This window comes from Acetivibrio sp. (assembly GCF_035371925.1).
In the GTDB taxonomy this organism is placed as follows: Bacteria; Bacillota; Clostridia; order Acetivibrionales; family Acetivibrionaceae; genus Hungateiclostridium.
In genome coordinates this window covers 1-10,690 of record NZ_DAORXT010000095.1, presented here as the reverse complement: position 1 = coordinate 10,690, position 10,690 = coordinate 1, and the positions used below count along the sequence as shown (strand labels likewise).

The window sequence follows — 10,690 nt, the reverse complement described above, 5'->3', positions numbered from 1 at the left end:
TCAAAGGTCAAAAGATAAGTAGAACGAAAAAGGGATGAGAAGGTGTCAGGAAACCTTTTTCTTTATTGTTAGCGGTTTAGCAATTGAGGCAAATTTTATATTTGTGAAATTATAGTATTCTTAGTTGAAAAATATTGGAATCCACTTTAGAATTAAAGTGATAATATCAAAGTGCGCATCAAAGAGCATTTAAGAAATTACAATGACTTTATTTAAAGAACATTTGAAACTATAGAGCAAATTTGCATTGTTAGTATATTAATTTGTGAACAAGTCAGTCAATTTATAATTCGCAAACTGGAGGAATCAATCATGAGAAAAGTTATTGTGCTTGAACATTTCACCCTTGATGGTGTCATACAAGGGCCAGGCAGGTCAGACGAAGATACCGGCGAAGGCTTTACGTATGGCGGGTGGATTGCGCCATATTCTGATGAGACCCTTGGAACGCTCCTGAGAAAGCAGATGAGCATGAAATTCGATCTGTTGTTAGGACGCAAAACCTTTGAAATTTGGGCGCCATACTGGTCACAACATGGAGATGCATGGCCTGAGGTCAACAAGGCAACCAAATACGTCGCCTCCAACACAATAACATCTGGTGATTGGCAGCCGTCCGTGTTTTTAAGTGGAGATATTGCGGAAAAAGTAACCCAGATTAAGCAACAGCAAGGGCCGGATTTGCATGTGTGGGGAAGTGGCAATCTTATTCAAACACTTCTCATGCATGACTTGGTCGATGTATTTTGGCTGATGATATACCCGATAACGCTAGGCTGTGGCAAGCGATTATTTGCTGATGGCACGATTCCGGCAGCATTCAAGGTTACAGAAAGCAATGTCACTCCGAAAGGCGTTATTATTGTGAGATACGAGCGTGAAGGCACATTAAAAACCAAAAGTTGATGGAAGTAGTATAGTACCGGAGTAAATATTTAAGCTATGCTAAACTGTTTGGGAATACGTTTAGCAGTATTAGTGAGTGTTTCCCAAATTGTATATTGCCATAATTTTGCATGATTTGATTTCCATTTGCCTGAAGGCGGCTTGGTTTCCACCGGATGGGTCGCGCATGTGTGCGAGATCCGGTGGACATTTGAAGGATAATGAGCCGCTAAAATTATTTTCTGCCTAGTACATGTTCCCAGTAGCATTGGAAAAGGCAAAGCCACTGAACATAAAGAATCTCTGCAGGAGTAGTATTTTTATTTTGAATACCAGCCTGATGGAATGCCTTAGATAACTGCTTGCTTGTAAAAAGACTGCGGAATCCATATTCTAGTGCCTTTGAAGCAAATTGTTCATATGCAAACCACTGGTTTGCGGGGATATCCGGTTGGCTCTTTTTCTTAAGGTGGAGAAGCACTATATCAACGCTTGGTTTGGGATGAAAATCCTCCCTGCTGAAATAGTAAGCAATATCTAAATCGAACTTGGGCTTTATAAGCAGGGAACGCAATGATTCTGAAGGCTTACCCATAAAACGTTTGGCTGCGCCTTTTTCCATGGTAAGCCATGCTTCAGAAGGTGCGTTTTTGCATTCCGTCAATTTTCGCATAATATCCGTAGTGAAGCAAAAGGGGATGTTTGAAAAAACTTTATAATCTTCATATTTAGGAAGCTTCCATTTCAAAAAGTCCTGATGATATATACGGATATTTTTGATGTTTTTGAATTTTGCTGTCAATTTATTATATAGACGATCGTCAATTTCAATTACCGAAACATTCCGGCATCTTTTTGTCAAGAAACCTGTTATATGACCCTTTCCCGGACCAATTTCAATAACATGATCATTGTTGTTAAGGGTTGTTCTGTGAATAATTCTGCTGATAGTTTTGTAACTTGTTAAAAAGTTTTGAGATACCCAAATGGGCGGAGTTTTCCCTTTTTTTCTGTTTCGGGGCATAAAAAATACACCTCTTTCGCTTTTTCGTAAACGAAAAAAAGGCGCACAAAAACAAAGATGCTGCTATGAGCTATCTTTCGTTCTGTGCACCCTTATTTACGAATACGAAAAATACCATACATAGATATATACTAGCCTCCAAATATAAAATCAAATTATAGTTTAGCATTTATGGATATGTTTGTCAAATGGTTTATGGGAAAAAACTATGCGGTTTTCAGGTTTTGTAGGGGTAACGAGGCGTAATATGCATATTCACGACTTATTGATACTGCTTCAGCATGAAGGCCAAAAAAGCCTTACCTTTATAGATGAGACACGAGGGGCTAAGGATTCCTGGGTGTCTGCTATTCACATTTCTTTGAAAAGTGTTGAGTTCGAACTTCCCATCGCTATGTCGGAGGAGAATCTAACTTGGGATCCTAAGGATTTAAAAGGGAAATCAAATTCGATAAAACGTTTGGAAATGCCCTACACTCCGGGGACTGCCGCTATACGCGGGCAAATACCAAAAGAAGAAATTTCGGGGAACAAATAGTAGGTCCTATTGAAAAAATTGATGAGAAGACTCAAAAAGAGTATATAGGCCGCATAAAAGTTGTTCTTAAACCTATTTTGAAATTTAGATAAAATAGTTTGCGAGCCTAAATAACATATTTTATGCAAAAATAAACGTGTTTTATGCAGTAAACGGTTCTTGGGTAGAAAGTTTTGATAAAATAAAATGATAATTGTTATTCCAATAATGGCATTTCAAGGAGGAATTATATGATGAAAAAAGGATTTTTATGCGTCATACTTATCCTATATACGGCATTAGCCCTACTGCCGGTACCGGCATCGGCAGTGACCGTTAATGCACTTTATCGTGTCGTAAAGTTCCAAGCCGAATTCAGTCCCTATCCGGATACTGCTCCCAGTGGGATTCTCCCATACGGGACGAACGTGATGGTGACGTCGATTGAAGGAGACTATGCCAAGTTTGAATATAAGGGCTACAACTACTACACGAAGGTGAGCAATCTGGAAAAATTGCAGATTGAGGATTACAGATGCTCCGGATGGGCGCAGGAAGCAGTAGAGGCATATATATATGGTCATCCTGGTATGACAGATTGGTTTACCAATGCAGCAAACTTCAGGGACCCTATCACTCGTGGGGAAATGGCCATGCTGCTGGTCGATGACATCATGATAAAAAAACGCGGAAGTTGGCAAGTGCAGTTCACCCTCAAAGGAGTAATTTCTGATGTGCGTGTGGATGAGCTTATGGGCAAGGAGGAGGACGAACACTACGCATGGTTTCAAATAAGTCGTCTTCTGTATTGGGGCATTGTTCCTGCAGAAAAGTATAGAACCAATGATTATGCAACCTATAAGGAATTTACCGATGCTCTGATTAAGATCGTAAAATATGAGGGAGGGGAATACAGGAAAAAGGAATTTACCAAAGCGACAATTGATAGCTTTGGTGTTGGCGGTGACACCAGCCCAAATGCAAAGATTACGAGAGAACAAGCCATATTCCTGTGTCAAAAAACTTACAATTGGATGATGGAAGCTGATACTTTTTATGAGGCAAAGTGGGCCATAGACAATGGAAGAGCAAAGGAAAGCGTGATAGGTATAATAGACGGTGTTTATACCATTGCGTCGGTGATGGGGCAAAATCCCCGTGTGGCCATTAACGCAGAGGGTAAGGCCGAGCTTAGCAGCGCAAAAGCAGAACGTTTTAAGTTCACCTACAAGGGAAGCCGTACGAACCAGTTTGAAGAAATGATGATGCTGTATACGATTCAGACGATGGACGGAAAGTATCTTGCCCTTTCCGGAAATGTACCGACAAATGGAAAACAACTCATCACGCAAGATACGGAGTTTCTATGGGCTATCGATGGACCCTTCGCTGAAGGCAGTAAGTACAAGATTTATCCACCCGACTTTCCGAACCTGTTGGTCAATGCTTCCGAATGGAAATCGGCGGACGGTACACCTATCATCATATGGTTTGATGCCTCAACCTCTCTTCCTGACAATTGTGCCTTCTATGTCTACTATGAAGGTAATGCATCAACTTCTTTTTCACGGTGGAAGGAGTTGCCGGCCACTGCCACACCCAGTAAGACAAGTTTCGTCATGAACGGCCAGCCCGTATCCGTTACAGCGGCGTACACCATAAACGGGACCAATTACTTGCAGCTCCGCGCCATTGCAGCAATGCTCAATGGCACTGCTGCCCAGTTTGATGTAGGCTGGGATGGACAGTATGCCGTGATTGAACCCGGCAAGCCCTATAGTGGCACAGTTACCGAAACCAAGCTTCAAAGTACAACCAATGTCCATATTAGTGATACGAAATTCAAGCTGAATGACGAAGTATTTACCTTTTCCGACGCACGGCTTATTGACGGAGGTACGAACTACATTCAGCTCCGTGAGTTTGCTAAGAAGCTTTCCGGGACGGCATCACAGTTCAATGTGTATTGGGATAGCGAGACAAAACAGGCGGTTATTCAGCCCGGTGTGGCTTATACGGGGGTAGCACCGGAAGCAAATCCCTCCACCGATGCAATGACCGGCAGCGAGAAGTTGGAAGATGGAATTTACTATATCAAAGCTTCAAAAGACAAAAACTTTGCCATAGATGTACCCAATTCAAGTAAAGAGAATGGCGCAAAGCTTATTATTTATACTAAAACCGGTAATGATAATCAAAAGTTCAGAATCACCAATGTAAGTGGCAATCAATATAGAATACAGTGTGTTCATTCCGGCAAGTGGTGGAATAGTAGTGGGTCGAAGGGCGCGGTACTCACCCAGTCCGATTCTGCTTCAATCTTTACAATAATAAAACAGGAAAACGGAACTTACAGAATCATGGACAGCAAAGGGTTTTATGCAGGTATCTCCGGTGCAAATATGAAAAACGGCACCAATATCATACTTTGGACAGAAGCTTCCGATGCAAGTCAGGCCTATATCTTTGAAAGGATACCATAAACCGTAATTTCATAGTGCAAAACTTTTTAAGCATTAAATACTGAAAAAAGAGAGTATCGCAAATTGCTCCCTAAAGCAGCCTGTGATACTCTCTTCTTATAATACTGAAAGGTTTGATTATAAAAAAAGTTTCCCTACGGTTGATTTTATCACCTTATATTAACCATAAATCCATTGAGGTATGATTTGATAGAAGGGTATAATAAAAGTGGGTGATGAAGATGAAAGAAATCAATATTGCCAGAACCATCGTTAAAATGCGGCGAGAGAAGGGGCTGACGCAGGAAGACCTTGCAAATTACATTGGCGTGTCCAAGGCTTCGGTTTCAAAATGGGAAACCGGCCAGAGTTATCCTGACATTACTTTTCTGCCGCAGCTTGCTACACTTTTTAATATAAGCATTGATGAGCTCATGGGTTATGAACCGCAAATGAGTAAAGATGATATCCGTAAATTGTACGTGAAATTATCAGCCGATTTTGCTTCCAAACCTTTTGATGAAGTATTGGATTGTTGCCGTGAAATTGCTAAAAAGTATTTCTCTTGCTTTCCCCTGTTATTCCACATTGGAGCGCTGCTTGTAAACAACAGCACGGAATCGGGAGACAAGGAAAAAACCCTTTCTGTGCTTGCGGAAGCAAAAGAGCTGTTTGTTCGGGTAAAAACAGAAAGTGAAGATGCGGAGCTTGTGCAGCTTTCCTTGTATATGGAGGCATGCTGCGCGTTGATGCTGGGAAATCCAAATGAAGTAATTGAGCTTTTGGAGGGAACAAGAAAGAAAATCATTTCCAGTGAAACGCTTCTTGCTTCAGCTTATCAAATGGTTGGTAAATCGAAAGAAGCCAAAATGACATTGCAAGTTGCTATATATCAGCACATGTGTAATCTCTTTAGTGCATTAACGGATTATCTTATGCTTTGTACAGACAACTCCGAACAGTTTGATAAAACGCTGAAGCGTGCAAATGACATTGCTGAGGCTTTTAACTTAAAAAACCTTCATCCGTCGTTTCTCATGAAGCTCTACATCGTTGCTGCCCAAGGGTGTATGATGCTTGGGAGTAAAGAAAAAGCTCTTGAGATTCTTGAAAGATATGCAGAGCTTGTCACCGGTGATATTTATCCGTTGAAGTTAAAAGGAGACGAATATTTTAATTTGATAGATCTGTGGATTGAGGAGCTCGATTTAGGAAATGCTCCTCCAAGAAATGAAAAAATTATACGTAAAAGCATGGCCGACGGAGTCATCAATAACCCTGTGTTTTCAACATTGTCTGATGAAATCCGGTTTAAGAGGGTTGCAGAAAAACTGAAAAATAATTGTTATCAACAGGACGCATTATGAAAGAAATGAAATCAAGACCTTATTAAAGGAGGAATGAATCATGGATTTGGCTACGTTGAAAGAATATTTACCGTTTCTTATTCCGTTGGTGATCGCGCAGTATGCACTTGCTATTACTGCACTTGTACATGTGTTGCGCCATCCCCGTTACCGTTTCGGAAATAAAGTAATGTGGGTTTTGATCGTTCTGTTTATACAGTTTATCGGTCCGGCAATATACTTTGCTTTCGGTAGAGGTGAGGAATAAATGGGTGTCTTGGAAATCAGACAGCTTTATAAGAGCTTTGGGCACCATGAGGTGTTGAAGGGATTGGATATGGATGTCCCCGAGCATTCTATATTCGGATTTGTCGGGCAGAACGGTGCTGGCAAAACAACAACAATGAAAATTATTCTTGGGCTATTGAAGCCGGACAGCGGTTCTGTAACCGTATGCGGTGAAAAAGTTACGTATGGCGAATCCAAAGCCAACCGCCACATAGGTTTTCTTCCGGATGTTCCGGAGTTCTATGGGTACATGAATCCAATGGAATATTTGAAGCTGTGCGGTGAGATAGCCGGCCTTTCGAAGACCCAAATCAAGTCAAAAAGCGAGGAATTACTGGAGCTTGTGGGGCTGAAAGACCAAAAGAAGAGAATTGGCGGGTTTTCCAGAGGAATGAAGCAGCGCCTTGGCATTGCCCAGGCATTGCTCAATGAGCCAAAGCTCCTAATCTGTGATGAACCTACATCAGCGCTTGACCCAATCGGCAGGAAGGAAATACTCGATATTTTGCTTGCGGCAAAAGGGAAGACGACCATCGTATTTTCGACCCATATCCTGTCGGATGTTGAAAGGATATGCGACCGTATTGCCGTATTGCATGACGGAAAGCTTGCGCTTTGCGGTACACTTTCTGAAATAAAGGAGCGTCATAGGCTCCACGGTTTTGTCCTTGAGTTCGAGAGTGAAAAAGCAGCTTCCTGTTTTGAAAATGCGGAAGAGTTGAAGCAGCCGTCAATCAGTCTGTCACGTGATGGAAGCACTGTAAAGGTGTTTATGAAAGATGGAGATATGGACGGGCATTTTCTGCTCGGTGTGCTATCGCAAAAGCGTATTGTTCCGTTGAAATTCGCAGTGATGGAACCAACTTTGGAAAGCTTGTTTATGGAGGTGGTTCGATGAAAGGCTATTTGGCGTTTTTGAAAAAAGAGTTCTTTGAATACACAAAAACCTATAAACTATTCATTATGCTAATGGTTTTTGCGGTTTTCGGAATCACAAATCCCCTTATAGCAAAATTGATGCCTGAAATTGTTAAAAGCTTTGTAACCGACGGTGTAGTCATAACATTACCGGAGCCATCGGCCTATGATGCCTGGGCGCAGTTTTTCAAAAATGCGACACAAATGGGATTTATCGTGATGGTAATTCTGTTTAGCGGGGTTTTATCATCCGAACTGTCAAAGGGAACCCTTATCAATTTGCTGACAAAAGGCTTGTCCAGAACAGCGGTCATTCTTTCAAAATACACCTGCATGGTTTTGGTATGGACGATGAGTATTGTCCTGTGCTTCGGGCTGACTTACGGTTATACGGCGTATCTTTTCCCGCAGGGTGAAACATCCAATCTTCTGTTTTCTGTGTTTTGCCTATGGCTGTTTGGCTTGTTTTTACTGTCGGCGTTATTGATTTCAGCCACATTAACAGGAAACAGTTATGGAGGCCTGCTTATAACAGGTGTCCTCGTGGTTGTTTGTATGATTATGAACATCATACCCGATGTGCATAGGTACAACCCCATTTCTTTAGCGACGGATAATATGGGATTAATCATGAATTTCATAGAGGCGTCTTCTCTTTATAGCACTATCATGATTTCCTGCCTGCTTTCATTGATTTTTGTGTTTCTTTCGGTAGTGATATTTAGAAAGAAGCAATTGTAACCGGCAGCATATCTAAAAGTCTGCAGAAATCAATTTGTGCTATGCGGAGTGTGTGGTACGGATGTCCAAAAAATAAAGTTCAAAAAGCCTTGAAGATGCTGAGTTTCGGCAAATCTGCCAACTCGAATATGCCCTTGATATGTGTTAATGGTAACATATCGAGGTATATTTTTGCATGAGTTTACGACTAATTCAAATAAATCAGTCCAAGATATTAAATTTTTAAGAATTAAAGCATTGACCAAATTAAGGATAGTGTTTCTCATTTTCTACTTGATTTTTTACAAAAATTTCTTTACACATAAAGAAAGATTGTATATAATTAAAGTAATATTAATAATTAAATTTAAAACATAAAAAAACACCTTTATAATTAAAGAAATTATAGCGTAAATTAAAGAGGTACCTATAATGGTAGGCTATATTCAGCTTGTAAAATTAAATACTTTCACAATGGAGGATGTATACAAGCTTGTCGGAAACAAAAAGACAGCATCTTCTCTAGTTCTTCGTTTGTCAAAAAAGGTCTGGTGAAGAAAATCAGAAATAATCTATATACATGTATCAATGTGGCTGATGGACAGCCTGTAGCAACTAAATACCACATAGCTTGTGCCATCAATAATACTGCTTATCTTTCGCATCATTCAGCTTTTGAATATATGGGTATATCAAATCAGGTGTTTTATGAGATCTATGTTTCTTCTGAAAAACGCTTCGATGATTTTGAATTTAATGGGATAACCTACAAATATGTTTCATCGAAAATATCAAGTGGAGTTATAGAGCCAAAAGATACACTGGGAATTCGGGTCACTTCACTGGAACGTACAGTTGTTGACAGTATAAAAGACTTTGAAAAAATCGGATGTCTTGAAGAGCTGTTAAATTGCATAGAATCTATACCATACTTGAATGAAAATGAAATAATCAAGTATTTGGATGCATATAACCTGCAGTTTTTATATCAGAAGACAGGTTTTCTAATGGAACACTTTAAAGACCAATTCCGGTTATCTGATGGATTTATATTTTATTGCAGGAATAAAATCGGGAAAAGCACACGCTATCTTACGAAGGATAGTACAAAGTATTTGAATAAATGGAGATTAGTAGTTCCTGAAGATCTTTTTCAAATAACTGAGCAAGGAGGAATCCCTCTTGTTTAAATATGATAAAAGCTATATTTCAAAAAGAGCTTCTGAATTTGGATTTGCTCGTGACACTTTGGAAAAGGTTTATCGTTTGTCAGATATTCTTGAATTTCTAAACACAGAACCAAAATTGAAAGGTAAATTGGCGCTAAAAGGTGGAACTGCAATTAATCTGGCCATCTTTAACCTACCGAGGCTATCTGTGGACATTGACCTTGATTATTTAATCAATGACAGCAGAGATGAAATGCTTCAAAATAGGGAAATTATTAATACGACATTTGAGAGATTTATGGAAATCGGGGGCTATAAACGGGATTCTTTCGATTTGGAAACTGCGAAGAAGGTTGTAAAGGATTATCTCGCCGAATTACTGGTTTTAACACCTTCAGAAAAAGAGTTCCTTGATTACTTTGAAAAGAAAAAACATATACCTCAGTTATTATTTGATGATCCGGAGATTATAAAGCGAATAGAAAATCATCCTATGGCACTATGGAAAACTATGTAGTTTAGAATTTCAAAGACCTAATAGCCTGCAAAAAAATTATAATATACACAAAAAATTTAATTTAAAATGGAGGAATTTTACAATGAGTGTGGATTTGAATTTTTGGAGATACAAAGAAAACTTTGCACGCGACCATATAAAAGTATATCAAACGGCGTGTTGTGAAGGAGAGTTGATGGAAGAACTTGAAACTCTTCCGATTGATGATATTTTAAAGAAAATTGCCGTTGCTTTTTCTGATTGGACTATTCAAAATAGTGGAAAGTATTTTGAAAAAGAGGGGTATGGTGCGTTTCAGATTTTTACAACTCCGCAAATAGTAAGATTTGATTGCTATGATATGCAAGAGGCTGATATCAACGTTCTTATGGATATTTTATTTGATTTTGGTTGTCCTCTGTATGATCCTCAAATATCAACGAGATTTGATTCTTGGACAGATAGATAACAAGGTAGAAAAAACTTAGTTCGAACTTTCTAATGGCTTGATGAACAGGAAGCGAAGTGAGGCTTGCTTGAAAAGAATTTACAATATTCAAAAACTTGATATAGTACAGTAATTTTAATGGGATTAGTGTTTTTACAAATTGAAAAAGAGAGGGATAACCTCTCTTTTTTATATGAAGATGTATGTTTTATATGAAGGATAGGAATTCAATCCAGGTATGTTGATTTTTAAACAGCGGTTAATTGCCCAGCTTTGCAGGAATCACTGCGCCGTTATAAGTATCCGTGATGTACTGCCTGACATCTTCCGACTGCAAAGCTTTTACCAAAGCGACAATGGCAGGATTATTCAAATCTTCTTCCCGAACGGCAATGATATTGGCATAAGGACTATCGT

General features: G+C 39.4%; 13 protein-coding genes. 11 read left to right on the top strand and 2 right to left on the bottom strand.

Translation table 11 applies throughout. The annotated features are described in order from the left end of the window. Positions 1-312: 312 nt before the first annotated feature. Positions 313-906, top strand: a complete 594-nt coding sequence (locus PLH43_RS11335; protein WP_324363162.1) for a dihydrofolate reductase family protein — start codon at positions 313-315, stop codon at positions 904-906. Between the two features lie 214 nt (positions 907-1,120). Here the strand turns inward: PLH43_RS11335 and erm are convergent, their stop codons facing one another. Beyond that, the gene (gene erm / locus PLH43_RS11330) at positions 1,121-1,909 is read right to left on the bottom strand and encodes a 23S ribosomal RNA methyltransferase Erm (protein WP_324363160.1); all 789 of its coding nucleotides are present in this window, start codon (positions 1,907-1,909) and stop codon (positions 1,121-1,123) included. Positions 1,910-2,156: 247 nt separating this feature from the next. On the opposite strand from erm, the gene PLH43_RS11325 reads away from it, so the two are divergent. The 10 genes from PLH43_RS11325 to PLH43_RS11280 all read left to right on the top strand — a co-directional run bounded on the left by PLH43_RS11325 (position 2,157) and on the right by PLH43_RS11280 (position 10,294). Beyond that, positions 2,157-2,447, top strand: coding sequence for a hypothetical protein (locus PLH43_RS11325; protein ID WP_324363158.1), 291 nt, complete (start codon positions 2,157-2,159; stop codon positions 2,445-2,447). A 230-nt stretch (positions 2,448-2,677) separates the two neighbouring features. Further along, entirely contained in the window at positions 2,678-4,909 is a 2,232-nt protein-coding gene (locus PLH43_RS11320; RefSeq protein WP_324363157.1) for an RICIN domain-containing protein, read from the top strand. Positions 4,910-5,130: 221 nt separating this feature from the next. Beyond that, complete coding sequence (locus tag PLH43_RS11315; protein WP_324363155.1) at positions 5,131-6,255, top strand: helix-turn-helix domain-containing protein; 1,125 nt, start codon at positions 5,131-5,133, stop codon at positions 6,253-6,255. A gap of 40 nt (positions 6,256-6,295) precedes the next feature. Beyond that, positions 6,296-6,502 carry a PLD nuclease N-terminal domain-containing protein gene (locus tag PLH43_RS11310; protein ID WP_324363153.1) on the top strand — a complete coding sequence of 69 codons (207 nt, stop codon included), beginning with the start codon at positions 6,296-6,298 and terminating at the stop codon, positions 6,500-6,502. Continuing rightward, positions 6,503-7,420 (top strand): ABC transporter ATP-binding protein, encoded by a 918-nt coding sequence (locus PLH43_RS11305; RefSeq protein ID WP_038287800.1) that lies wholly within the window; start codon positions 6,503-6,505, stop codon positions 7,418-7,420. Beyond that, on the top strand, positions 7,417-8,181 hold the full coding sequence (locus PLH43_RS11300) for an ABC transporter permease subunit (protein WP_324363151.1): 765 nt from the start codon (positions 7,417-7,419) through the stop codon (positions 8,179-8,181). Before PLH43_RS11305 ends, PLH43_RS11300 begins: the two co-directional genes overlap by 4 nt. Positions 8,182-8,592: 411 nt before the next feature. After that, positions 8,593-8,715: a hypothetical protein gene (locus PLH43_RS11295; protein ID WP_324363149.1), complete on the top strand. Its 123-nt coding sequence runs from the start codon at positions 8,593-8,595 to the stop codon at positions 8,713-8,715. Continuing rightward, on the top strand, positions 8,712-9,350 hold the full coding sequence (locus PLH43_RS11290; RefSeq protein WP_324363147.1) for a hypothetical protein: 639 nt from the start codon (positions 8,712-8,714) through the stop codon (positions 9,348-9,350). The genes PLH43_RS11295 and PLH43_RS11290 overlap by 4 nt, the downstream gene beginning before the upstream one ends. A 76-nt stretch (positions 9,351-9,426) precedes the next feature. Further along, on the top strand, positions 9,427-9,846 hold the full coding sequence (locus tag PLH43_RS11285) for a nucleotidyl transferase AbiEii/AbiGii toxin family protein (RefSeq protein ID WP_349255150.1): 420 nt from the start codon (positions 9,427-9,429) through the stop codon (positions 9,844-9,846). A gap of 82 nt (positions 9,847-9,928) precedes the next feature. Further along, positions 9,929-10,294, top strand: a complete 366-nt coding sequence (locus PLH43_RS11280; protein ID WP_324363143.1) for a hypothetical protein — start codon at positions 9,929-9,931, stop codon at positions 10,292-10,294. A 238-nt stretch (positions 10,295-10,532) separates the two neighbouring features. On the opposite strand, the gene PLH43_RS11275 is transcribed toward PLH43_RS11280, so the two are convergent. Then, positions 10,533-10,690: MetQ/NlpA family ABC transporter substrate-binding protein (locus PLH43_RS11275; protein ID WP_324363164.1), on the bottom strand; the 158-nt coding region annotated here is incomplete at its 5' end.